At 44.6% G+C, this 25,091-nt stretch carries 23 protein-coding genes; 12 read left to right on the forward strand and 11 right to left on the reverse strand.

Translation table 11 applies throughout. The features are described 5' to 3' along the window. Nucleotide 1 precedes the first annotated feature (1 nt). Complete coding sequence (locus AC59JT_RS15380; protein WP_497400491.1) at nt 2-274, forward strand: hypothetical protein; 273 nt, start codon at nt 2-4, stop codon at nt 272-274. A gap of 58 nt (nt 275-332) precedes the next feature. Here the strand turns inward: AC59JT_RS15380 and AC59JT_RS15385 are convergent, their stop codons facing one another. Then, a complete protein-coding gene (locus AC59JT_RS15385; RefSeq protein WP_497400493.1) occupies nt 333-686 on the reverse strand; it encodes a DUF2147 domain-containing protein in 354 nt (117 codons plus the stop codon). Nucleotides 687-798: 112 nt separating this feature from the next. Here AC59JT_RS15385 and AC59JT_RS15390 point away from each other — a divergent pair, with 112 nt between their 5' ends. Continuing rightward, nucleotides 799-1,692 carry a hydroxypyruvate isomerase family protein gene (locus tag AC59JT_RS15390; RefSeq protein ID WP_497400495.1) on the forward strand — a complete coding sequence of 298 codons (894 nt, stop codon included), beginning with the start codon at nt 799-801 and terminating at the stop codon, nt 1,690-1,692. Nucleotides 1,693-1,755: 63 nt separating this feature from the next. On the opposite strand, the gene AC59JT_RS15395 is transcribed toward AC59JT_RS15390, so the two are convergent. From AC59JT_RS15395 to AC59JT_RS15405, 3 genes are all read right to left on the reverse strand, one after another. Continuing rightward, complete coding sequence (locus tag AC59JT_RS15395; protein ID WP_497400497.1) at nt 1,756-2,169, reverse strand: hypothetical protein; 414 nt, start codon at nt 2,167-2,169, stop codon at nt 1,756-1,758. 91 nt (nt 2,170-2,260) lie between these two features. Beyond that, nucleotides 2,261-4,798 carry a beta-galactosidase gene (locus AC59JT_RS15400; RefSeq protein ID WP_497400499.1) on the reverse strand — a complete coding sequence of 846 codons (2,538 nt, stop codon included), beginning with the start codon at nt 4,796-4,798 and terminating at the stop codon, nt 2,261-2,263. 247 nt (nt 4,799-5,045) lie between these two features. Then, entirely contained in the window at nt 5,046-6,536 is a 1,491-nt protein-coding gene (locus AC59JT_RS15405) for a Gfo/Idh/MocA family protein (protein WP_497400501.1), read from the reverse strand. Nucleotides 6,537-7,055: 519 nt separating this feature from the next. Between AC59JT_RS15405 and AC59JT_RS15410 the strand changes: the two genes are divergently transcribed. From AC59JT_RS15410 to pgl, 8 genes are all read left to right on the forward strand, one after another. Next, entirely contained in the window at nt 7,056-7,817 is a 762-nt protein-coding gene (locus AC59JT_RS15410) for an ROK family protein (RefSeq protein ID WP_497400504.1), read from the forward strand. Nucleotides 7,818-7,843: 26 nt separating this feature from the next. Further along, on the forward strand, nt 7,844-9,853 hold the full coding sequence (gene tkt, locus AC59JT_RS15415) for a transketolase (RefSeq protein ID WP_497400506.1): 2,010 nt from the start codon (nt 7,844-7,846) through the stop codon (nt 9,851-9,853). 10 nt (nt 9,854-9,863) lie between these two features. Next, nucleotides 9,864-10,427 (forward strand): YqhG/Tai3 family protein, encoded by a 564-nt coding sequence (locus tag AC59JT_RS15420; RefSeq protein ID WP_497400508.1) that lies wholly within the window; start codon nt 9,864-9,866, stop codon nt 10,425-10,427. Nucleotides 10,428-10,473: 46 nt separating this feature from the next. Further along, on the forward strand, nt 10,474-11,562 hold the full coding sequence (gene tal, locus AC59JT_RS15425; RefSeq protein ID WP_497400510.1) for a transaldolase: 1,089 nt from the start codon (nt 10,474-10,476) through the stop codon (nt 11,560-11,562). Nucleotides 11,563-11,574: 12 nt separating this feature from the next. Continuing rightward, nucleotides 11,575-12,198, forward strand: coding sequence for an HAD family hydrolase (locus tag AC59JT_RS15430; RefSeq protein WP_497400512.1), 624 nt, complete (start codon nt 11,575-11,577; stop codon nt 12,196-12,198). Nucleotide 12,199: 1 nt separating this feature from the next. Further along, nucleotides 12,200-13,621, forward strand: coding sequence for an NADP-dependent phosphogluconate dehydrogenase (gnd, locus tag AC59JT_RS15435; protein ID WP_497400514.1), 1,422 nt, complete (start codon nt 12,200-12,202; stop codon nt 13,619-13,621). A 23-nt stretch (nt 13,622-13,644) separates the two neighbouring features. Beyond that, nucleotides 13,645-15,168: a glucose-6-phosphate dehydrogenase gene (zwf, locus tag AC59JT_RS15440; protein WP_497400516.1), complete on the forward strand. Its 1,524-nt coding sequence runs from the start codon at nt 13,645-13,647 to the stop codon at nt 15,166-15,168. A 122-nt stretch (nt 15,169-15,290) separates the two neighbouring features. Next, the gene (gene pgl / locus AC59JT_RS15445; RefSeq protein WP_497400518.1) at nt 15,291-16,022 is read left to right on the forward strand and encodes a 6-phosphogluconolactonase; all 732 of its coding nucleotides are present in this window, start codon (nt 15,291-15,293) and stop codon (nt 16,020-16,022) included. A gap of 368 nt (nt 16,023-16,390) precedes the next feature. On the opposite strand, the gene AC59JT_RS15450 is transcribed toward pgl, so the two are convergent. From AC59JT_RS15450 to AC59JT_RS15480, 7 genes are all read right to left on the reverse strand, one after another. Further along, nucleotides 16,391-16,834, reverse strand: coding sequence for a DoxX family protein (locus AC59JT_RS15450; protein WP_497400520.1), 444 nt, complete (start codon nt 16,832-16,834; stop codon nt 16,391-16,393). Nucleotides 16,835-16,953: 119 nt separating this feature from the next. Then, on the reverse strand, nt 16,954-19,893 hold the full coding sequence (infB, locus tag AC59JT_RS15455) for a translation initiation factor IF-2 (RefSeq protein ID WP_497400522.1): 2,940 nt from the start codon (nt 19,891-19,893) through the stop codon (nt 16,954-16,956). Between the two features lie 62 nt (nt 19,894-19,955). Beyond that, nucleotides 19,956-21,191 carry a transcription termination factor NusA gene (gene nusA / locus AC59JT_RS15460; protein ID WP_497400524.1) on the reverse strand — a complete coding sequence of 412 codons (1,236 nt, stop codon included), beginning with the start codon at nt 21,189-21,191 and terminating at the stop codon, nt 19,956-19,958. Nucleotides 21,192-21,195: 4 nt separating this feature from the next. Beyond that, entirely contained in the window at nt 21,196-21,666 is a 471-nt protein-coding gene (rimP, locus tag AC59JT_RS15465; protein WP_497400526.1) for a ribosome assembly cofactor RimP, read from the reverse strand. Nucleotides 21,667-21,787: 121 nt separating this feature from the next. Beyond that, entirely contained in the window at nt 21,788-22,261 is a 474-nt protein-coding gene (locus tag AC59JT_RS15470; RefSeq protein ID WP_497400528.1) for a hypothetical protein, read from the reverse strand. Nucleotides 22,262-22,291: 30 nt separating this feature from the next. Beyond that, a complete protein-coding gene (hpt, locus tag AC59JT_RS15475; protein WP_497400530.1) occupies nt 22,292-22,831 on the reverse strand; it encodes a hypoxanthine phosphoribosyltransferase in 540 nt (179 codons plus the stop codon). A gap of 78 nt (nt 22,832-22,909) precedes the next feature. Further along, a complete protein-coding gene (locus tag AC59JT_RS15480; RefSeq protein ID WP_497400532.1) occupies nt 22,910-23,128 on the reverse strand; it encodes a hypothetical protein in 219 nt (72 codons plus the stop codon). Nucleotides 23,129-23,196: 68 nt separating this feature from the next. Here AC59JT_RS15480 and AC59JT_RS15485 point away from each other — a divergent pair, with 68 nt between their 5' ends. Both AC59JT_RS15485 and AC59JT_RS15490 read left to right on the forward strand, forming a co-directional pair. Continuing rightward, nucleotides 23,197-23,658 (forward strand): hypothetical protein, encoded by a 462-nt coding sequence (locus AC59JT_RS15485; protein WP_497400534.1) that lies wholly within the window; start codon nt 23,197-23,199, stop codon nt 23,656-23,658. 79 nt (nt 23,659-23,737) lie between these two features. Beyond that, nucleotides 23,738-24,976, forward strand: a complete 1,239-nt coding sequence (locus AC59JT_RS15490; protein ID WP_497400536.1) for a M16 family metallopeptidase — start codon at nt 23,738-23,740, stop codon at nt 24,974-24,976. Nucleotides 24,977-25,091: the final 115 nt, after the last annotated feature.

Here is a 25,091-nt window from a genome sequence, read left to right on the forward strand (position 1 = left end):
TATGCTTTCTCCAGAGCAACAACAACTGGCCGACCTGATGAGTGATATTTCTGAGAGATGTTACTCAGCAAGTTGGATGTCAGGATTAGAGTACGATTTATGGAATTGCTTGGCGAAAGGTGAAACCAAATATGGGTTGGGCAGAATTACCGAAAAAGATATTGACAACCTACAACGTTTGTCAACGGCTGCTAACTGCTGGATAATCTATAATGAAAGTGAAGAAGTAGCTGTAAGTTTACAAGAATGGCGAGAAATCGCCAAGAAACGTTAGGCAAATAAAAAAGGGAGCAATGTTGACACATCGCTCCCTTTTTTATATACTTAAGGTTTTATTTAACCCTGTTCAATGTACCGGTAAAGTTCACATTTTGAAAGTTTACAGTAACATCCATTTTATCCCCGCTAATTTTCCCTTTTACAGAGTTTACCGCAAAACCATTAAAGGTGAATTTTTTAAATACAATTTCATCACCGGTCCGCACGCCATCTTTTAGGGGCACGTCACCTATTTCGGTAGCTACGGTGCCATTGTATTTGCCGTTGGCTTCCTTCATGTCCAGCTTTACGTCATAAACTAAAGCGATGGTGCCGGTCCATTTGCCGGTTGCTACGGTATCGGGCGCAAATGCCATCGCGCTAGCAATTAAAACTACTAAAGCTGATAAAAAAACAAATCTTTTCATTACTCTCCTTGTTGCACTAATCTCAATTATAGACAAAATTAAGTTATTCAGGTTTAATGTATTAAACATTTTATACAACATTAAACTAACAAAGCCTTAATTTTAGTATAACATGATGAAGCAAAACAGGCGATCGGCCATTAAAAATATAGTAGCAGCAGGTGGGGTTATCGCGGTTGGTAATAGCCTGGCGGGATGCTCGCCTAAGTTGGCTGCAAAGCCGGTTACGGGTTTAAAAGGCAATATCAATCACGCCGTTTGCCGCTGGTGTTTCCCGGATATTCCGCTGGATGTGCTTTGTGCCGAAGCCAAACAAATGGGCATGAAAGGCATAGACCTGGTTGGCCCGGGTGAATGGCCGACTTTACAGAAGTACGGCCTGTATTCATCTATGTGCAATGGCGCGGGTTTTGGCATCCCCAACGGTTGGAATGATAAAGATCGTCACGAAGCGCTCATCGAATCATACACCAACATCATCCCTAAAGTAGCTGCCGCCGGCTATAAAAAACTCATCTGCTTTAGCGGCAACCGCCGGGGAATGGACGATAAAACCGGCCTAACCAACTGCGCTGAAGGACTGAAACAAATTATGCCCCTGGCCGAAAAGCATGGTGTGGTATTGTGCATGGAACTGCTCAACAGCAAACTCACCCATAAAGATTACCAATGCGACCGCACCGAATGGGGTGTGCAGCTATGCAAAATGATAGGCTCCGAAAATTTTAAGCTGCTGTATGATATCTTCCACATGCAGATTGACGAAGGCGATGTGATAGCTACCATTCGCGCCAATTATCAGTATATAGCCCATTACCATGTGGCCGGTGTACCGGGCCGACATGAGCCCGACGATACGCAGGAACTATACTACCCTGCTATCATCAAAGCGATAAAAGAAACAGGTTTTAAAGGTTTTGTAGCACAGGAATATCTGCCCATCAGCAAAGAGCGCGATAAACAAATCGCATCGCTAAAAGCAGCTATTCATATTTGCGATGTATAAAACAAAAAACACAAAAAAAGCCTGCTGAAATTCAGCAGGCTTTTTTATGTCAGATAGTCAGGGTTATTTTGCCGGAGCTGGTGCCTGACGCAAAGTTGCTTTAATGTTTTGAGTACCAAAAGTGGTAGTTAATACCAATTTACCGTCAACGATAGAACCTACGTAGTTAACAGGTTTGCCGTTAAAAGTAGTAGTAAAGCTAACTTTATCACCTTCAACTTTACCATTGCTGATCTCGTTTTTGCCTAATTGAGCAGCTACGTATGGGGTGTAACCTGCATCATCAGGGTTTTCTGATTTTGGGTTATTATCAACTAACGCAAAAGTACCGGTTAGTTTAGTTCCTTCAGTTTTTAAGGTAACGGTTAGGTTGTACTGACCTTCAATATAGCCTTTCCATACGCCGTCTACCGCTGCTGCCATACAAATTGCTACTGCTGCAAACACTACAACGGCTGATAACAATAATTTTTTCATCTTACTTAAATTGGTTTGTATTTATTATTCGTGTTATTCTGTTTTTTACAAATTTATCAATTTCTACTTAAAGTACTGTAACACTTTCGTGTTAAAAGTTTATGAAGTGCCTTTCGCGGCTGGCTTCCGTCTCAGCCTGTATGCTTACTTTTTCGGGCGAAACACCGTTCTCGTCAAAAATAACCAACTCGTTTTCGCCTGCTTTAAACCAGCATTCGGGGATGTACATGCCCCATATTTTTATCTTTTCGGGGTACCTGCCCAGGTTATGGCCGTTAAACCAAACCGAGCCACTACTTAAACTGGTAGTGTTTACCCTCCATACCGTTTTAGAGCCATTTAACGCCGAAAGGTTTAATGTAGTATAATAAAATTGAGGTGTATTTGTTTGGGGTGACGTGAATGGCTGCCACCCTGCAACAGCAAACGGATCGCCGGGACCGCCCTTCATCCGCCAGTTTATTACTTTAATAACGTTGCCCGTGCCATCCGCTTTTTGCAGCGTTACCGGGCCCGATAATCCTTTAACATCAAGTGTATCAATAACCCCAACTTTAAATATCAGTTTATTGCGACCGGTATGTGCGGCAAATACAGCTATAGAATGCCAGACTTCTCTCTTCAACTCAATATTAACCGTTTTACCAAACACGGCACCGGTATCCACGCGTTTACCATCTATAAATACAGCCCCAATTTCGGGCGCGTTTTTAAAGCTCAGGGTGTAGGTTCCGCTTTCCTGCACCATAACACGGGTACGGTACCAGGCATTCGCGGTGATGTCGCCGTCGGCACCCATTTGCAGTGGGTCAACACTGGCTTTCCATTTGCTATCGTCAAAACCGGGTTGGGCTTGTTGCGCCGCGTCTTTTACCTGCCATTTGCCTAAGGGTAAAGTGGTGGCATACCTTACCTGCGGCCAGTTTGGCTCACGTTTAATAACCGCGCCTGTTGGCTTATATATCCAGATGGGGAAGTTGTTGGCACCCCAGGTACGCTCGGTAATTAAAGTCAGTTTTTTGTTTTGGGCCGTGATCTGTTCGACGTAATCCGGGCCTATTACCAAGTTCGTTTCTTTTCCTTGCTCTACAAACCAGGTGCGTTTGGCCAGGTCGTCATTTACAATAATAACGCGTATGCGCTGCGAACCTACCATAAAGCTATGAGCCGAGGGTTCATCAGCCGAAACAGTTGCATTGAGCTTAACTGAAGCGCCGTTTTGTTGAAACCGCTTATCGTTAAACGAAGCTTTTCCACTCACTGTAAAATAGAGCTGCGCTATGGTGTTGGCTTTTCCATTTACAATTATGGTAGTTGTTTTTCCTTGCGGGATGATGCCATAAATGCGCGATGGTGCCCAGCTTATTTTTACCTTAGCTGTAAGGGCGTAATTCTGCACCACCGGAAATATCTCTCCAACATCCAACTTTACACCGGCCGCAATCCCGCCAGGAGATTTAAAGTGAATATCGTGCGCTACCGAATCCTGGTTATCTAAAAACACCACGCTACCCGCCGCGCTTTTGCGTGCGAAAACTTTTACAGAGGTATCTGATACGGTCCCTTTAGGGTTTGGATCATCCGAACTATTCTCCAATATATTTTGAAAACTGCGGGCAAACCAATTGGCACGTTTAAAGCTATAATATATCGGGCGCAGATCGCCGGTTTGGCCGACGGCGGCGCCGTAATCGTAAGATGCAGCCATTTCGCGGTCGTTATTGTACTCAAAATTACTGCCGCCATGCGCCATGTACAGGTTGTAGCCGTTTCCGCCGTGGGCGAGGATCTTCCAGGTGCGGCGATCATACAAGGTTGAATCATCTGGCTGCGGGCCGTAATTGGTGATCCATACTCCCCAGTACTCGGTACTGAACCAGGGGTTAGGGCGCTTCGGGTCGTCAAAGTTTGTTTCCTCACCCGCGGGGTCATTGCCAGGGTGCAGTCCGCTGAAAAAGTAAGGCACCTGCAAACCCAGCGATACCGTTTTTTCCTTTAAAAATTGGAAATACCCGTTAGGCGTCACAGTACCCCAGCCCGCGCGGTGCTCATTCTCCAACTGCACCATTATAACGGCCCCTCCTTTATGTATCTGGTTAGCCGATACTATCGGCATCAGCTTATCAAAAAACTTACCTACCGAGGCTTTAAACGCAGGGTCATCTTCGCGTACGCGGATGCCCTGTTTCACTTTTAACCAGATAGGATATCCGCCCAAATTCCACTCGCCGCAATAGTAGGGGCCAACACGAACGATGGCATACATATTCAGGCTTTTGATAAGTTTGAGGTAGGCGTTCAGGTCATGGTCGCCAGTAAAGTTGAATTGACCTTCTTTAGCTTCGTGGAAATTCCAGAAGGTGTACATTTCAACTGCGTTAAAACCCGCCCGTTTAAGTCGTAGCAGCCTGTCGCGCCACAAGCCACGCGGTACACGGGCGTACTCCATACCTGCTGAGGCAATAAAAGTGCGCTTGCCATTGATCAAAAAGCCTTTTGCATCGTAATTTATAAACGGCTTAGCTTGTGCAGCGGCGGGGAATATATGATCATTACGAGAGGGCACTTGCGCCTGCGCGCAGTTTATGATTGCGTAAATGAAAAGAAGTATGGGTAGAAGTTTTCGCATGGCGTTATATGACGTCGTTCTCCAGCATGTCATCTCGACCAACGGGAGAGATCTATACATTGATATGGGGCGACCTACCCGTGTATAGATTTCTCGCTATCGCTCGAAATGACATCGAGGCGGACGTTCACAGATATTTTAACGCCGCAATATACCAATTGTTATGAAAACCCTTTTTCCAGCCCCTCCAAAACAAAAAAGGAGGCCACCTTTCAGCGCCTCCTTTATTATATACGTTATGTAGTTATTAGATACCTGACAATTTGTAGCCCGCTCTGTACTCGCGTTTAACGAACTGGTTAACTTCCGGTACGTTGGTAACCTGCATTTTTGCTGCATCGTAAATCAAATCGATATAACGTGCAGGGTATGAACCGCCACGACGACGACCGGTAGCTGCAGCATCTGCTTCAACTAATTTAGGTACGTTAACACCGCGGATAGCTAAGTTACACATTAACATCGCTTCGGTTAATAATGCGGCTTCTTCAAACGGTGAAGAAGTTTCCATTTTACCGTAACCTGCTAAACAAGCCTCAACCCATTGTGCATAGTGACCGCCTTCGCCGCCATTAACACGTGCAATTTTTTGAGGAACGCTAACATCATCCATACGTGATACAGGTAACAAGCGAGGGCGTGAAGCGTAGCAACCAGCGTGCATTTTACCTTTGGTACCCATAAACAGCATACCGCCGTCGCCGCTACCCCATGGCTCAGCCGGATCAAGCTCAACCGGACGAGGAGGAATAATACCACCATCCATCCAGTGTACACGTACCGGGCCGCTGGTTTTTGATGTTTTAGGGAAGGTCATAATAGTATAGTTAGCACCAGGACCTACTTCTAAGTTACCCGCGCCGTTAACACTGGTTTGTACTGATGATACATACTGTAAACCTAAAATTTTCATTGGAGCATGCAGGATGTGTGCACCCATGTCGCCTAATACGCCGGTACCGTATTCCCACCAACCTCTCCAGTTAAATGGCAATAATTTAATACCATCAGGGTTTTCAGCGCTTTGAGCAGCCGGGAACGGACGCTCTTTAGCAGTACCTTGCCATAAATCCCAGTTAAGGGTGCTTGGCGCAGTACCATTTTGTTTAGGCCATTTTAAGCCATCGCCTTGCGGCCATACCGGGCGGTTAGTCCAGCAGTATACTTCGGTAACGTCACCAATTACACCGGCATCAAACCACTCTTGTAACTGACGTACACCGTCGCCAGATGAACCCTGGTTACCCATTTGGGTTATAACTTTAAACTTTTTACCCATGTTAGCCATCATACGCGCTTCGTAGACGTCGTGCGCCATAGGTTTTTGTACATAAATGTGTTTTTTCATGGCCATAGCTGCAGTAGCAATGGCAGCGTGCATATGATCGGGAGTAGCGCAATGCACCGCATCAAAGTTTTTGCTTTCCTTCTCAAACATCTCTCTCCAATCCACATATTTTTTTGCGGCCGGATACTGATTGTAAACCTTAGCAGCATAATCCTGGTCTACGTCGCACAGGAAAGCCGGTTTAGCTTTACCACTTTTAACAAAGGCAGCGTTATCGCTGTTACCTTTACCACCTAAACCCACACTGGCGTAGTATAAGGTGTCGCTTGGCGCGGTGTAACCTTTACCTAATACAAAACGAGGTACAATGGTAAATCCGGCCGCTGCAAGAGCACTGTTCTTCACAAAATCTCTGCGTGAAGCGCCGCTCTTTTCTTCTTGTTCTTTCATTTTATTGGTGTTTAATAGTTTACTTTAAATGTTATGTGTACCGGCAGCAAATTATTATTTACGCGCATACCGCTTAATCAACGCTCCGAATATAATATGTTGTATATTAAAACTGGTTTACAATAGTGTTATGTATTTGCACACAACGGTTGGTGAAATTATAAATTAAAATACAAATTCAATAAAAATCTTAACTTATTCATCGTAACATTTTTAATATACACTTAGCGTACAGTGTACACCTTACAGCCGTTGTAGGGCCGTCAAATTAGAAAAACATGCACTTTAAACGATAAAAACGGACATTTTCACCCTTTTTCTATATCGATTTAGTAGATTTTTTCAAATTATTTTTGTCGTAATTTGTCGATGAAAATCTTAAAAAAAGGGCCCATATGCGCTGTATCGACCGATTTAATATATTTTAGGTCATTTAATGGATATGTATTGATTATATATTGACATAAAGATTGTTATATATTAACAAAATACATATTACTTTTGCCCCCTAGCATCATTATGAAAACTACCGAACCACAGCTAAAAGTTCTGTCGATAGACATTGGCGGATCGAATGTTAAAGCTACTGTTTTAAACAAGGCAGGCGAACTGCTGATGGAATACCAAAAGGTAGAAACCCCGCAACCGGCAAACCCCGAAAACATTATTAAAGCCATTAAAAAACTAGCGAAAAACTTCGCAGAGTTTGACCGTATATCGGTTGGTTTCCCCGGCTATGTGCGCGATGGTATTGTTAAAACCGCGCCTAACCTGGATAATGATGCCTGGGCCAATTTTAACTTCGCAGAAGCACTTAGCAAACAATTGGGCAAACCTGCCCGCGTTGTAAACGATGCTGATATGGCAGGCCTTGGCGTAGTAAAAGGCCAGGGGCTTGAATTGGTGCTTACCCTGGGTACCGGCTTCGGCACCGCTTTGCTGTTAGACGGACAGTTATTACCCCACCTGGAAGTTGGCCAAAGCCCGGCAACCAAAAGCAAAACTTACGACCTGTACATTGGCGACAAAGCCTTTGAGAAAGACGGTAAAGACAAGTGGAATGTCAAACTAAAGAAAGTTTTTAAAAACATGAAAACACTCTTTAACTATGACCACTTATATATAGGCGGCGGCAACTCGCGCGAGATCGACTTCAAACTGGAGAAAAACATGACCGTAGTTACCAACCGCGACGGTATTAAAGGCGGCGCCCGCTTATGGAGCGATGAGCTAAAACCTTCGCCAATAGTGCCTTCGTCAACTATTAAACCTATCTCCTAAATAATTTATATCAACAACAAATAAAAATGGACGCAAAAAGTAAAAACATCGAGGAATTAGCAATTAATACGGTGCGCATTTTGTCGGCAGATGCTGTACAAAAGGCAAACTCGGGCCACCCGGGTACCGCAATGGCACTGGCACCGCTGGGCCATGTACTTTGGAAAGAATTTATCAATTTCAACCCAAAGAACCCTGATTGGGCTAACCGCGACAGGTTCATTTTATCAGCAGGTCACGCTTGTATTTTACAATACAGCTTTTTGCACCTGTTAGGTTATGATCTTTCTTTAGACGATATTAAAAACTTCCGCCAGTTACACAGCAAAACCGCAGGTCACCCTGAGTACGGTTTGGCTCCGGGCGTTGACGTTACTACCGGTCCGTTGGGCCAGGGTTTCGCTAACGGTGTAGGTTTCGCCATCGCACAAAAACACTTAGCAGCTTACTATAACAAACCGGGCTTTAACCTTTTTGACTACCACGTTTACGCTATCTGCAGCGATGGTGATATGATGGAAGGTGTAACTTCTGAGGCTGCTTCATTAGCAGGTCACCTGGAGTTGGGTAACATTATCTATTTATATGATGATAACAAGATCTCTATCGAAGGCAGCACAGATATCGCTTTCAACGAAGATGTTGACGCGCGTTTCCGTTCATACGGCTGGCACGTACAATCTGTTGGCGATGCTAACGATGTTGCCGGTTTACAACAAGCTATAGTTAACGCTAAAGCCGAAACTCAAAAACCATCAATGATCCGTGTTCGTTCATTGATCGCTTACGGTAGCCCTAACAAATCGGGTACTGCAGGTTCACACGGTTCGCCGCTGGGTGCTGACGAGATCAAATTGGTTAAAGAATTCTTTGGTTTCGATCAGGAGAAATCATTCAACATCCCTGCTGAGGTTGCTGATTACTACAAAGAGATCGGCGCACGTGGTATCGAGACCGAGAAAAAATGGAACGACCTGTTCGCTAAATACAAAGCTGAATTCCCTGAACTGGCTGCTGAGTACGAAGCTGCTGTTAAAGACGAATTGCCTAAAGGCTGGTTAGATAAACTACCGGTATTTAGCGCAGCTGATCCTAAAATGGCCACCCGCCAGGCATCTGGTAAAGTATTGAACGCTATCGCTGACAGCTTCCCTCACCTGATTGGTGGCGCGGCTGACTTAGCGCCATCAACAGAAACAACCTTAAAAAAATACGACTCATTTACGTCTGAGAACCGTAACGGCCGCAACTTCCACTTCGGTATCCGCGAGCATGCTATGGGTTCGGCATTGGTTGGTATGTCATTAACTAAAGGTATTAAACCTTTTGGTGCAACCTTCCTGATGTTCTCTGAGTACATGCGCCCGCCGATCCGTTTGGCAGCGATTATGAAAATAAGCCCGATCTTCGTTTATACGCACGACAGTATAGGTTTAGGCGAGGACGGTACTACCCACCAGCCTATTGAGCAATTAATTTCATTGCGCTCTATCCCTAATATCACGGTTATCCGCCCGGCTGATGCTAACGAAACCGCGCACGCCTGGAGAGTAGCTATCGAGAAACAAGGTGGCCCCACTGTATTGGTATTCACCCGTCAAGGTCTGCCAATTTTAGACCAGGATAAATTGGGTAAAGCAAGCCAGTTAGATAAAGGTGCTTATATCCTTTCTGACAGCGAAGGTACTCCTGATGTGATCCTGATGGCTACCGGTTCGGAAGTTGCTTTGATCATGGACGCTAAAGCTAAATTAGAAGCTGACGGTGTTAAGGTACGTGTTGTGAGCTTCCCATCATGGGAGTTGTTTGAGAAACAAGATGCAGCTTACAAAGAGTCGGTATTCCCTAAAGCGGTTAAAAAACGTTTAGCTGTTGAAATGGCTTCGCCACTGGGCTGGCACAAATATGTTACCGACGAAGGTGACATCCTGGCCATGGAAACATTCGGCGAATCGGCTCCGGCAGACGAACTGTACAAATACTTCGGCTTCACGGTTGATAACGTGGTTAAAAAAGCAAAAGCATTAGTAAAATAAGCTTAGCCAAATGAAAAAAAGAGGTTTTATATTCATAAGCATGATCATACTTAGTATGGTTATGCTTTTTGATGCCAGATCTCAATCGCCTGCGGCTGATAAAGAGGCGGCTCGTGTTTTTGTACAGAAATTTTACGATTGGTATGCCGTGATGGATGCCGATGATAATTTCGCCAAACAACACAACACTTCGCCTTTTGCATACACGGTTAAGCATAAGGCAACTTATTTTGACGCGCCGCTTTATAAAGCATTAACAAATTATTTTGCCATCGACAGTGAGGAACCGGGTTTAGATTTCGACCCAATATCTGCCGCGCAGGATACACGCAGCGGGTTTGAAACCGTAGTTGTTAAACAGGTGGGCAAAAAGTTTTTTGTTGAACTGCATGACATTAAAAAAGGCGCCACTAAAAAAGCTGTTTTAGCTACACCGGTGTTTGTTACTGCCGAAGTTGTCAAAACCGGAAATACCTGGAAGTTTGCCAATTTTATCTATCCGGATAGAAGCGATCTTTTAAAATTGCTGGCCACACAAAATCAGCTCGCATCGGCAAAAAATAAAACTAAATAGAAAGAGCCTGCTTTGGCTCACAAAATTTATACTAAAACATAATATTATGTCTAACAAAGTAAAACAAATACATGACTTCGGTCAGAGCATCTGGTTGGATTTTATCGACCGTGGCTTTATTGGTAATGGTAAATTAAAAGCATTAATTGACAAGGATGGTATCCGTGGCGTTACTTCAAACCCGGCTATCTTCGAAAAAGCGATCAGCAGCAGCGATATGTACGATGCTGATATCAAATCATTATCTGACGGTAGCAAAACTACTGAAGAAGTATTCTTCGGTTTAGCTGTTAAAGATATCCAGGACGCGTGCGACCTGTTTAAAGACCTTTACAACGAAAGCAACAAAGTTGACGGTTATGTTAGCTTAGAAGTATCTCCGTTTTTAGCGATGAAAGGCGCTGAAACTTTTGAACAAGCTAAATTGCTTTGGAAACAAGTTGATCGCGAGAACGTAATGATCAAAATCCCGGGCACACAGCCAGGTTTAGATGCTATCCGCAAATCTATCGCGCAAGGTATCAACATCAACGTTACTTTATTATTCGGCTTACAACGTTATGAAGACGTTGCTTTAGCTTACATAGCAGGTTTAGAGGATCACTTAGCTGCTGGTCATGAAATTGCGCATATCCATTCGGTTGCCAGCTTCTTCCTAAGCCGTATCGATGTTTTGATCGACCCTATTTTGGACGAAAAAGGTTTAGGCGACCTGAAAGGCGAAGTTGCTATCGCATCTGCCAAAAAAGCTTATGAAATTTACAAACGCGTATTCAGCGGCGAACGTTGGGAAAAATTAGCAGCTAAAGGCGCTAACGCACAACGTTTATTATGGGCCAGCACCAGCAGCAAAAATCCTGCGTTTAAGGACACTAAATATGTAGAGGCTTTGATCGGTCCGGATACTGTTGATACTGTTCCTTTGGAAACTGTTGAAGCATTCCGTGATCATGGTATTGCCGCTAACACTTTAGAAGAAGGTTTAGATAAAGCTACCGAAGCATTAGAACGCGTTAAAGCAGCAGGCATCGATCTGGACGCTTTAACCCAGCAATTAGAGGACGAAGGTGTTGAGAAATTTAACGCCCCGTTCGAGAAATTGTTAAACGCAATTGAAGCTAACGCTAAAAAATAATTCCGGCATACAATGGAAGCAGGAAGCCTTAAAATTCTCTTTTTTGATATTGGCGGCGTATTGTTAAGCAATGGCTGGGGGCATGGATCGCGTAAGGAAGCTGCGGAGAAATTCGGGCTTGATTACGAAGAGGTAAATGCTCTGCACAACTTTATATTTAACGTGTATGAAGTTGGCGCTATAACCCTTGACGAATACCTGGATACGGTTATTTTCAATCATCCCCGCGATTTTACAAGAGAGGATTTTAAGGAATTTGTATATCGCCAATCGGTAGAGTTACCTAGCCTGGCCTGGTTGAAAGAATGGAAAAAAGGCTGCGGTTTCCGTGTCATTTCTGTTAATAACGAGGGCAAGGAGCTGAACGACTACCGGGTGAAAAAATTTAAACTGCATGAGTTTTTTGACGCGTTCGTGTCATCATGCGAGGTTAAAATGCGCAAACCCGACCCGGGGATATGGCAACTGGCCATGGGCATAGCGCAAGCGCGCCCCAATCAATGCGTATATTTTGATGACAGGATAATGTTTGTTAACGCGGCGCAAAAGCTGGGCATCCGTGCCTTTTTGCATACCGACCTGGAATCGACCCAAAAAATATTACAAGAACTAAAAGACGAAAACAACAAGAAATAAGATGAGCACACCAACAAAGTATGATTTCGGTATGATCGGTCTGGGCGTAATGGGCCGCAGCCTTTTGCTAAACATGGGCGACCATGGCGTAAAAGGTGCAGGTTTTGATAAAGACGCCAGCAAGGGCCAGGCACTGGAGCAGGAAAGCACCAACGGAAACCTTAAAGGCTTTAGTGATATAAAGGAATTTGTAGCCAGCCTGAACACGCCGCGTGCCATTATGATGTTGGTACCTGCCGGTAAAATTGTTGATGACGTTATTGAAGAGCTTTTACCATTAATTGACAAGGGCGACCTGATCATTGATGGTGGTAACACTTATTACACCGATACCAACCGCCGTTTTGATGAACTGAGCGCCAAAGGCATTCACTTCTTCGGCATGGGTGTATCAGGTGGCGAAGAAGGCGCCCGCCGTGGCCCGAGCATGATGCCGGGTGGCGATAAAAACGCTTACGAAGTTGTACGCCCTATATTTGAAGCCATTGCGGCTAAAGTTGATGGCGAGCCTTGCGTTACTTATTGCGGTACCGGTTCGGCAGGTAACTTTGTTAAAATGGTACACAACGGTATTGAGTACGGTGTGATGCAGTTATTGGCAGAAACCTACGAGATATTGAAAAAAGGTTTAGGCCTGGATAACGACGCCATCGAAAAAATATTCACCGAATGGAACGACGGTCGTTTAAAATCATTCCTGGTAGAAGTTACGCGTGATGTTTTCCGCTACAAAGCACCGGGTGCGGATCATTTATTATTAGATGATATTAAAGACGAAGCCCGCTCAAAAGGTACCGGTAAATGGACATCACAAGTGGCTATGGACCTGCAGGCCCCTATCCCTACGGTAGATTCATCTGTTGCCATGCGCGACCTGTCAAAATATAAAGCCCTACGCGTTAAAGCCGAAGGTATTTACGGTGGTGTTGAAGGTAAATTAAATGTTGATGTTGACGCTTTTGTTAAATCGTTAGAAGAAGCATTCTACTTTAACCTGATCATCAGCTACGCGCAAGGCATCCACATGTTAACCCGCGCTTCCGAAGAATTTAACTATGGTTTGAACCTGGCCGAAATTTCTAAAATATGGAGAGGCGGCTGTATCATCCGTTCATTGTTCCTGCAAAACATTTACGACGCGTTTAAAGCAAACCCAGCGCTGGAGCATCTGTTGCTTGATGCCGGTGTTGCCAACGAAGTTAAAGGCAGCGTTGGTGGTGCACGTACCGTTGTATCGGCCATTACTGCTGCCGGTATCGCTGCTCCTTGCTATACTGCATCGTTAAGCTATTTTGATGCTTTCCATAGCGGCCGCATGCCGTCAAACTTAATACAGGCACAACGCGATTACTTTGGCGCGCACACTTACGAGCTGATTGGCAAAGAAGGAACGTTCCATACCCAGTGGGTACCTAAAAAATAATTATCACTAAGAAAACAAATATTATGTCTTCACCAATAACATCAGCGCCTACCGTATTCGTCATTTTTGGCGGTACAGGCGACCTGAATGCTCGTAAACTGGCACCAGCCCTTTACAACCTGTTTCTGGACGGTTGGATGCCCGAAAAATTCTCTATCATCGGTACGGGTCGCACTAAGTTAACCGACGAGCAATTCAGAGAGAAATTATTAGCCGATATTAACCAATTCTCGCGCAGCGGAAAGGCTGACAGCGCGAAATGGGAATCATTTGTAAAGAATGTATACTACCAGGTGTCTGACGCGAAGGATGCCGAAACTTATAAAGAGTTTGGTAAACGTATTGACGCGCATGCCGCCGAATGGAAAACCAAGCCAAACGTGTTATACTACTTAGCGGTATCTCCGGATTTCTTCCCGATCATCACCTCAAACATCGCGAAAGCAAAACTGGCTGATGACACCAAACGTGTACGTATAGTAATTGAAAAACCTTTCGGCCATAACCTGGAAACCGCGCAGGAATTAAATAAACTTTTATCAGGTTTATTTGACGAGTGCCAGATCTACCTGATAGATCATTACCTGGGTAAAGAAACCGTACAAAACATTATGGCTTTCCGTTTCGCCAATTCTATTTTGGAGCCGATATGGAACCGTAATTATATTGAGCACGTACAGATCTCGGTTACCGAGCAGCTGGGTGTTCAAGATCGCGGCCCTTATTACGAAGGCTCGGGCGCGTTGCGCGACATGATCCAGAACCACTTGCTGCAATTGCTTTGCTTTGTAGCCATGGAACCACCAACCAGTTTTAACGCTAACGAGGTTCGCGACCGTCGTGTTGACGTATTACGCGCTATGCGTAAGTTTACACCGGATGATGTGCGTATGTCTGCTGTACGCGGCCAGTACGGTCCGGGTTGGATAGAAGGTAAAGAAGTACCGGGCTACCGCCAGGAGAACAATGTTAACCCTGAATCGAACACTGAAACGTTTGCAGCCATTAAATTCTTTGTAGATAACTGGAGATGGCAAGGCGTACCTTTCTATGTACGTACCGGTAAACGCATGCACCAATCGGCATCAACCATTACCATTCAGTTTAAGGATGTACCTCACCTGATGTTCCCGAAAGAAGCCGCCGAAAGCTGGCAGCAAAACAGGCTGATCATTAGCATCCAGCCTGAAATGAGCATCCGCTTGCAGGTACAGGCTAAACGCCCGGGTATTGACATGATTTTGAACACTGTTGATATGGTGTTTGACTATAAAGGCACCTACACCAGCGATGCTCCTGAAGCTTACGAAACCCTACTGCTTGACGCGATGCACGGCGACCAAACCCTGTTTATGCGTGGCGACCAGGTTGAAGCTGCCTGGGAATTGATCATGCCGATATTGAATACCTGGGAAGCTAAGAAAAGCTTAAACTTCCCTAACTACTCGGCAGATTCATGGGGACCTGAAATTGCAGAGGCATTAATTGCCCGCGATGGTTTCCATTGGTTTACGTTGCCGTTGAACGGAGCTAAGAGTAAGCACTAAGCACGCATAACTGTCATTTCGAACGACAGTGAGAAATCTTATACGCGCAACATAGCAAGGCGTACAAGATTTCTCCCTACGGTCGAAATGACATTTTTATTTAACTCAAAAATCATCAAACCATGATACTAAACATTTACAACACTGCCGACGAAGTGCTAACCGCACTGGCAGATTACTTTATAGCCGTAGGCAACGAAGCCATTACCAATCATGGTAAATTTTCGGTGGCGTTATCGGGTGGTAACTCGCCTAAAAAACTGCACGAGTTACTGGCGTCAACCAGCTATGCCGATAAACTGGACTGGACCAAAGTATATTTCTTTTTTGGCGATGAGCGCAACGTACCGCAAAACCACGCCGACAGCAATTACCTGATGGCTAAAACCACGTTGTTTGATCCATTGTACATCGAGCCAAACCAGATCTTCGCTGTAGACACTACTTTAACACCTAACGAAGCCGCCCAAAAATATGCCGAGCAGATAGCCGAGTTTTTTGACGATGGCGAAATGAGCTTCGACCTGATATTATTAGGTTTAGGTGATGACGCACACACGGCATCATTATTCCCGGGCACACCGGTTTTGGGCGATGTTACCCCGGGCGTTAAAGCGCCTTACCTGGAAAGTAAACAAATTTACCGCATCACGTTAAATGCGCCGCTGATCAACGAAGCAAAACACATCGCGTTCCTGGTTTATGGCGAAAGCAAAGCTCCGGCTGTTAAGCATGTTATAGAGGACGAAGAGAACATTGAACTATACCCAGCGCAACTGATAGATTCTATCGTTGGCGAAGTACAATGGTTCATGGATGAAGCGGCCGCCGCTGATCTGGAAGAGACGGAATAATCGATATTCAACGCCTACTCACCCCACGATGTCATCTCGACCGAAGGGAGAGATCTATATAAAAGCTAAGCAGGCGAATACCTGTCCCTGTATAGATCTCTCGCTATCGCTCGAGATGATATTTTTGTTTAAAAAGAGTGCGCCACTTTTAAAATGAACCTTGATTGAATTCTACCAACTCATTGAATATCAATATTTTGAAAAATTGGCAGGGTGCGCCGCATTGCGCCGCTTTTTTCGATAAAAAACTAATATACAGCTCTTTATAAAAAACAGGTGCGCCAAGTGCGCCACTTTTAAAGTGGCGCACCCTTAAGAATTTGCGTTCAGGGAATAATACCAGGTTATAGGTAAAAAAGGCTCTCCGCTTACCGGAGAGCCTTTTTATATTGAAGGGTTATATGTTTATCCATCGACCATCGTCCGCTGCCTTTACGGGCCAGGAAAACGATTCCCAGCAACATGGCCCAATCTACCCGGCTTTCATGTATCATAAACCACAGGCCATCCGATGGTAACAGTTCTATTTTGGTAACCATTATAGCGCATACAATGATACTAAACAGAGGGATTGCTGCCAGGCGTGTAAGCAGGCCAAATATTATCAATATTCCGCAAACAATTTCAAGCGATCCCACGAAAGGGCCTAAAAAATCTGAGCCGGGTAAGCCTAATTTAGCGAAGCGACCTGCGCCCAGTTTATCTGCAAACAAAAACTTCTGGATACCTTCAGACAGAAACACCGTACCCACCATAAGGCGGATAAGGATAGTGGTGTCGGCCTTATCGGTCTTAATAATTTTACGTAACATAGTGTAGATGATGGCGCAAAGATATAAATGTCTGCCTTACAACGCCCACCTATTTCCAGATTTAACATAAAAGAAAAGGCCCCGACATGCGGGGCCTTTCAATATGACTAAATTGTTAATTACAATTTGCGTTTTACTTCTACGTTTTCGTAAGCTTCAACAATATCACCAACTTCGATGTTGTTAAAGTTATTGATGTTCAGACCGCACTCGTAGTTGGCCGATACTTCTTTAACGTCATCTTTAAAGCGTTTCAATGAAGCCAACTCGCCGGTATGGATAACCACGCCTTCGCGGATGATACGGATCTTGCTGTTACGGGTGATTTTACCATCCAGTACCATACAACCTGCGATAGTACCCACTTTGCTGATCTTAAAGGTTTCGCGGATCTCGACGTTAGCAACGATCTTCTCTTCAAACTCAGGCGCCAACATGCCTTCCATCGCGGCTTTGATCTCGTTTATCGCATCGTAAATGATCGAGTATAAACGGATGTCGATCTGTTCTGCCTCGGCCAGTTTACGGGCACCACCTGAAGGGCGCACCTGGAAACCAATAATGATAGCGTCTGACGCCGATGCCAGCAATACGTCCGATTCGGAGATCTGACCAACACCTTTTGATATCACGTTAACCTGGATTTGCTCGGTAGACAGTTTCAACAATGAATCTGATAACGCTTCGATAGAACCATCCACGTCACCTTTAACAATAACGTTAAGCTCTTTAAAGTTACCAACCGCTAAACGACGGCCGATCTCATCCAGTGTAATATGTTTCTGTGTGCGTAAGCCTTGCTCGCGTTGTAACTGCATACGTTTGGTAGCAATTTCACGGGCTTCAACTTCGCTTTCCAGTACATTGAATTTGTCACCGGCGGTAGGCGCGCCCTGCATACCCAACACCTGTACCGGTGTAGATGGACCAGCAGAATCAACCCTTTGGCCACGCTCGTTGGTCAATGCCTTAACACGACCGCTGTAGCACCCTGCCAAAATAGGATCACCTACTTTTAAGCGGCCAGCCTGTACCAATATGGTAGTTACAATACCGCGGCCTTTATCTAAAGCAGCCTCAATAACGGTACCTACGGCACGTTTATTAGGGTTAGCTTTCAACTCAAGCAATTCGGCTTCTAATAATACCTTCTCCAGTAACAAGTCGATATTTAAACCTGTTTTTGCAGATATCTCTTGTGTTTGGTATTTACCACCCCACTCTTCAACCAAAATATTCATGCCTGATAGTTGCTCACGTACCTTATCGGCGTTAGCACCCGGGCGGTCAATTTTATTAAATGCGAAGATGATTGGTGCACCGGCAGCCTGCGCGTGGTTTATAGCCTCGCGGGTTTGCGGCATCACGCTATCGTCAGCAGCAATTACAATGATAACAATATCTGTTACTTGTGCACCCCTGGCACGCATAGCGGTAAATGCTTCGTGACCCGGTGTATCCAGGAAGGTAATTTTTCCTTTGTTATCCGGCAAAGTAACCTCATAGGCACCAATGTGCTGGGTTATACCACCCGCTTCACCACCTATTACGTTGGTTTTACGTATAAAGTCAAGCAATGAAGTTTTACCATGGTCAACGTGCCCCATGATGGTTACGATAGGTGCACGTGGGATCAGATCCTCCGGCTCATCAGGCTGATCAAGTATGTACTCTTCATCCTGTGGCTTAACAAACTCTATCTGGTAACCAAACTCATCGGCAACAATGCTTAGGGTTTCGGCATCCAAACGTTGGTTGATGGATACGAACATACCTAAACTCATACAAGTTGAAATGATCTGCGTAACAGGTACGTCCATCATGATGCCCAACTCGTTGGCGGTTACAAACTCGGTAACTTTCAGCACTTTTGATTGTGCATCCTGCTCCATTGCCAACTCATCCGCGTTAGCGGCCACATCATCACGTTTTTGACGGCGGAACTTGGCACGTTGCGCAAATTTACCCGACTTACCCGCGCCGCTCAAGCGTGCAAGTGTAGCCTTAATTTGGTCTTGTATATCCTTTTCTGATGGCTCCTCTTTAGGAGTTGAAGGTGTTGTATTACGGTTTCCTCTAAAATCCGGACGGTTATTATTGCCGCCACCCGGGCCACCACCTTGCGGGTTTGGTCTGTTACCTCTAAAATCGGGGCGGTTAGGGTTTACGTTACCTTGTGGCTGTAAACCTTGCTGCGGGTTAGGTCCGTTATTGTTATTACCGGGGGCACCATCTTTACGTTTACGCTTACGTTTATGATCGGCGTTGGCGTTTGATGATGAAGCAACCGGATTATTTCGTTTTGGCGCAGCATCAGGTAATTCTATTTTACCAATAATGTTAGGCCCACTTAAGCGTTGCGCTTTTGCGCGTATAACTTCGTTTTCGTCTTCGCCCTGGGTTTCCTCGGCGGCCGGTGCTGCTGCTACCGGCGCAGGCGGAGTTACCGCTTTAGGTGCCTCTGGAGTTTTAGGCGCCTCGGCTACAGGCTCGGGTTTTGGTTCGGGCTTAGCCACCTCAGCCACAGGCTCGGGTGCTTTAACCTCCTCTTTAACCGGCTCGGGTGCAGGCGCTGCAGCCACGGGTTTAACTTCTTCTTTTTTAGGCTCGGCAACCGGTTGCGGTTTAGCGTGCAGGTTGTCAAGATCGATCTTGCCTACAACTTTAACACCACGCAGGCCATCGTTTGCCTGTTCGGCAGCAGGCTCTTCAACCGGTTTCGGTTTTTCGGGCGCTGCAAACTGGCCCGCGTTTTTGATCAGGATCTCTTCGTTCTCAAAATCACGCGATCTGCGCGGCTGCTCTGCAGGCTTTTCGGGCGTAGCAACAGTTTCATCTTTACGTATTTTACCAATACTGATCTGTTTAGCCTCTTCCTTTATGCTTTTATCGGCAGCATACTCCTTCAATAACACGCCGTACATTTCACCATTCAGCTTCGCCATGGGAGATTTATCAATCTTATATCCCTTGCTAGCCAAAAAGTCAACTATTGTACTTGTGCCAATGTTAAGCTCTTTTGCAGCTTTAATTAAATTTATGCTTTTGTCTTCTGACATTTATTAGTTTTTCTTTCCTTGCAATTGGTGCAAAAATACGATTTTAATTTTGCTTATTTTTCTTATTCAAATTCTGCTTGTAAAATTGATAATACTTCTTTCACTGTTTCTTCCTCCAAATCGGTACGTTTCACCAATTCGCCAACAGATAAAGCCAGTACAGATTTTGCCGTATCTAAACCAATGCGTTTAAATTCGTCAATTATCCAGCCATCAATCTCATCAGTAAATTCTTCAATATCCACGTCCTCATCGTGCTCATCAGCTTCGCGGTAAACATCTATTTCATAACCGGTTAACTTACCCGCCAGTTTAATATTATGGCCACCACGACCAATTGCCAATGATACCTGATCGGGCTTTAAGTATACTGCCGCTGTTTTTTTCTCATCGTCTAATTTAATAGAAGTGATCTTAGCAGGCGACAATGCACGCTGTATGTATAACTGAATATTGTTAGTAAAGTTTATTACGTCGATATTTTCGTTTTTCAACTCGCGAACGATACCGTGGATACGTGAACCTTTCATACCAACGCAGGCACCAACCGGGTCAATACGATCGTCGTATGATTCAACAGCTACCTTAGCACGCTCGCCCGGTTCGCGAACGATCTTTTTGATCGTGATCAAACCGTCGAAAATCTCAGGTACCTCTAGTTCAAACAAACGCTGTAAAAACTCAGGTGCTGTACGCGAAATGATAATTTTAGGATTAGCATTCAACATATCCACTTTGTAAACAATCGCTTTTACGCTGTCGCCTTTTTTAAAGTAGTCGGCAGGTATTTGCTCTGTTTTAGGCAATAAAAGCTCGTTGCCTTCATCATCCAATACCAAAGTTTCCTTTTTCCAAACCTGGTAAACCTCGCCGGTTACAATTTCGCCTACGCGGTCTTTATATTTTTTGAAGATCTCGTCTTTCTCCAGCTCCAATATTTTTGATACCAGGGTTTGACGGGCAGCCAATATAGCACGACGGCCAAAGCTCTCCAATGTGATCTGCTCAATAAACTCATCGCCCACTTCCAGGTCGGCATCATGCAGTTTAGCTTCGGCCAATTCAATCTCCAGATCGTCATCCTCGCTAAAGCCATCTTCCATTACTGTACGTGTGCGCCAAATCTCCAAGTCACCATTATCGGTGTTAACAATAACGTCGCAGTTTTCGTCGGTACCGTATTTTTTACGGATCATGCTTCTGAAAACGTCTTCCAGCACGCTCATCATTGTTGGACGGTCAATGTTTTTGAAATCCTTGAATTCCTGGAATGAATCAATTAAATTAATATTGCTCATTTTCTTACTTAAATGATATTAAAACCTTTGTTTCTGTTATACTATTCATCGGGATAACGGCTTCAACTGTTACAGCTTTTTTCCCTTTTTCTTTTATTTGCTCATCAATCATAATGGCATCTTCGGTAAGGCCGGTTAAGGCACCTTCGCGTTTGCTGCCATCAGCCATTTTAATGCCCAGCGTACGCCCAATATTTTTGGTGTACTGCCTTGGCAAGGTAAGCGGCGTATCGATACCCGGCGATGACACCTCCAGGTTATAGGCCGTTTTTATTACATCTTCCTCTTCCAGCTTAAAGCCAACATAGCGGCTTATAGCTACACATTCGGCTATGCCTATGCCTTTATCACCATCAACCAAAATCATAAGCTTACCGTTTGGTAAAAACTTTATGCTTACAATAAACAGGTCGGGGCGCTCAATTTCGGCTATTTTTTCTTCAACCAGTTCGGCTACCCTTTTTTCAACGTTCATTATCTGTCTGCCCTTTCTCGTCCCGAAAGCTATCAGGAGGTAAACTAAAAGAGGGGGCAAACGGCCCCCTCCTCTGTATTATAAATGCAAATGTAGCAAATAAATTTTGAATTTGAAAGTGTTAGGGCTTAAAAATCAAATCTGTATAGGGCGTTTGGTTTAGCTTTGCTTTACCATTTATATAATCCCCAATGGTTTTGCCACTACCGAAACGATAATAACGCATAAAATAGGTTTGCTTTGGGGCAAAAGCAGTATCGGGCGTATACAGTAAAACCGAATCGTGAAGTTGATAACACCCGGGCTGTTCGGGCTGATAGTTGATCAGATCCGTATCTGCCGGCATTTTAAAAACCGGGAAAAGGGTTTGCCAACTGGCGGTATCCTCGCGGTTAATATCGGCCATTATAGCGGCATCAAGCCCGGTTATTTGCAGGCTTTGGTTATGGTTTGCTAGCGCGATGCGGATACCAGGCTCGGGCGAGGTGGATTGACAGCTGGTTAAGAACAATAAAATAACGAACACCGAACGCCCAACATCGAATATCGAAGTGTTTGATTTTCTATCCTTCTGCCTTACTTGTTCGATATTCATCATTCAATATTCGATGTTCGATATTCAAAACTAAACTACCAGCTGGTATATCCCTTTCAAGTTTCTACCCAGCTCTTTATAATCAAGCCCAAAACCTACCACAAACTTGTTTTCAATTTCGAAGCCTACATGTTTTAGTTCTTTCAGTTCGTACTCTAAGGCCGATGGTTTAAGCAACAGGGCGCATACGGTTATGGAAGCCGGTTTGCGTTGGCGCAGTTTGGCGGTCAGGTAATCGAGCGTGTTGCCGGTATCAACAATGTCTTCTACCAAAATAATGTGCCGGCCGGCGATATCAACCGTAAGGTCCAGATCATCGCGGATACGACGGGTGCTCGAAAGCCCTCCTTGGTAAGATGATAGCTTGGTAAATGCAATTTCGCAGGGGATGCTGATGTTCTTCGCTAATTCGGCCATAAACATAAAGCAGCCGTTTAGTACGCCTACTACGATGGGGGTTTTACCATTATACTCCAGGCTTATCGCTTCGGCTATTTGGCCTATACGGGTTTGCAGGTCATCGTAGTTAATAAGCGGCTCAAATTCCAGATCGGCTATTTGAATTTTCATAGTACGAAGATAATAATATTTGATGGTGTCCGTCCGGTTTTGGGATGGATGATTGATGGACGGTCGGACAGGTATTTCTTACCCCTCTGCCTGTTCTTCCCGCCGGTTACTTAACCATGCACCTATCCATACCCTTGCATAGTACAGCAAAAAAATCACAATGGCCGCCATCATGGCCCTGTCAAACCATGGATCTAATGCAACTGATCTCTCCGGAGCAAAGTATTGCACCATCAGCTTAGCAACAAAAATGGCCAGCACTACGCTTGATGCTATGGGGTATCGTCCTATTCGCATAAATAATTAATTTTTTTAAAGGTAGGAAATCGCATTCAGTTACTATATTACATGGTATAAACTAAACAATGAAATATTTCCTGTGGATTTGGGTTTTATGCTTTTCTTCAAGCGTATTTGCACAAGATAAAGACGATCTGAAATTGATGATCGATTCTGCTATTAGTTTGAATTATAAAAAAGATCGAGGCACAGCTAAAGTGGCACCCAATCAATATTATTTTGATAGTCTTTATTTAATAGATGAACACGATCTTGCGTTAACACATCTTCCTTCATCCAGGTTATTTAAACTTATAAATATTTACGACGCTAAAAATCGAAAAACGATTTCTAAAGGTATTTATACATGGCGTGTTTCAACCAAGTTAGTCAAAAATCGCTTCACAGTTAATATCGATCATATTTACATCACCTGCAAAAAAAGACATTATAACTTTGCCTATGGTAGCGGATCAAACACCATATTCGAGTTCATTTCTCAGGACGATCAATGGAAATTAATCTCATCAAAAGGTTACGGCATCTGATTGATCGTCAACATTATCGCTACGCCATAACTCATACTCGTCGATAAACCCTGTTTATCCCTATCTTTACCCCATACAAATGACAGACTACGAGCTCTACACCCTTCCAAACGGCATCCGCATTATGTATAAGCATGCGCCATCGGCAATTACGCATTGCTGTTTTGTGGTGAATGCCGGTTCGCGCGATGAACCGGAGGGCAAAGAAGGACTAGCTCATTTTATTGAGCACCTGCTGTTTAAAGAAACCGAACGCCGCAACACCACCCAGATACTCAATCACCTGGAACTGGTGGGTGCCGATCTGAACGCCTACACTACTAAAGAATATACCTGCATACACGCATCCCTGCTTAACCCTTACCTGGAAAGGGCCATCGATCTGTTTGAAGACATCATCTTCCACTCCACCTTCCCCGAAGAAGAACTGGAGAAAGAGCGCGGTGTGATACTGGACGAGATTGCCAGCTATGAGGACCAGCCCGAAGAAGCAATCCAGGATGATTTTGAGGAATACCTGTTCAAGGGCCACGCCATAGGCAAAAACATATTGGGTACGCCCGAATCGGTTGGTTCTATAACTAAAGATGACATACAGCGTTTCATCACTGCTAATTACAACACCGGCCAAATGGTGTTCGCGGTTTTTGGTGATTACAGCCTGAAAAAAGTGACTAAACTGGCGGATAAGTATTTTGGCAACATCAGCCCAAATCATAATCAAAAAACCCGCATAACCCCGGCCCACAACACCGGCGAAAATAATGTGGTTTACAAGCCCATATCGCAAACGCATTGCATTATTGGCAACCAGGCTTATTCGTCATCGCACCAAAACAAAAATGGCTTGCTGCTATTGAACAACTTGCTGGGCGGCATGGGCATGGCCAACCGCCTAAACCTGGAGATCCGCGAAAAACACGGCATTGCATACACCATCGAATCGGGCTACACCACCTTTACCGATACCGGCATATTCAACATTTACTTTGGCACCGATGCCGAGAAGGCCGACAAAGCCACGCGCTTAGTACACAAGGAGCTGAAAAAACTGCGCGAGCAAAAGCTGGGCACCCTGCAATTGCACCAGGCCAAGCAAAAGTTCATAGGCCAGATAGCCCTGGCAGAAGAAAACCGCATGAGCCTCATCATATCCATGGCCAAAAGCCTGCTTGATTTTAATTGTGTAGATACCCTGCCGGAGATATTTGAAAAGATAAACGCCGTAACGGCTGAGCAGTTACTGGAGATAAGTAATGAAGTGTTTGAGGAGAGTAGGTTGATGACATTAAGGTTTGAACCGAAGGATGAGGATTAACTCCCCCCTTTGTCATTTCGACGAGGAACGAGGAGAAATCTTCTACACCATAACAGGTGTAGATACCAGGCGTATAAGATTTCTCACTACGTTTCGAAATGACAATCTTTATAAA

This window comes from Mucilaginibacter sp. A3364, from assembly GCF_059690715.1.